This window comes from Bartonella capreoli (assembly GCF_902813205.1).
Taxonomy (GTDB): Bacteria; Pseudomonadota; Alphaproteobacteria; order Rhizobiales; family Rhizobiaceae; genus Bartonella; species Bartonella schoenbuchensis.
Genome location: NZ_CADDZX010000317.1, coordinates 1 through 407, shown reverse-complemented (window position 1 = coordinate 407; position 407 = coordinate 1). Strand labels below are relative to the sequence as shown.

The window sequence follows — 407 nt, the reverse complement described above, 5'->3', positions numbered from 1 at the left end:
ATTGATTTGCCAGAATCCCTTTTAGAGGCAAAAAATTCTTTAATTATTGGTTTAATTGCTTCAGCTGAAAGAATCTCACATATTCGTCAAAATCGAGATTTGGGAGAAGGTTTTGCTCTTGATAGTTATACAAATCGTATCAACATAGCTGAAGAATTAATCTATGCAAAACGCATTTGCGAACGTTTTGGTTGGCCTATTATTGATGTCACAAGACGCTCTATTGAAGAAACTGCTGCTGCAATATTTGAACTTTTATCACGATTTCGTGAAGGAAAATGAGAGAAAATTCTCATGAACGCAGATACGTTAATATTAGCATCTCTTAGTTTTTATCGTGCAAAATTATTAAAAAAAGCAGGTTTAAATTTTTTCATTGAAGGAGCTTCTTTTGATGAAAGAGAAGT

General features: G+C 32.7%; 1 protein-coding gene and 1 pseudogene. Both read left to right on the top strand.

What is annotated here, in order from left to right; all coding sequences use genetic code 11:
- Positions 1-282: kinase/pyrophosphorylase (locus J7R05_RS08595; RefSeq protein WP_208541904.1), on the top strand; the 282-nt coding region annotated here is incomplete at its 5' end.
- Between the two features lie 12 nt (positions 283-294).
- A pseudogene (locus J7R05_RS09475) lies at positions 295-407 on the top strand (Maf family protein); the annotation flags it as partial.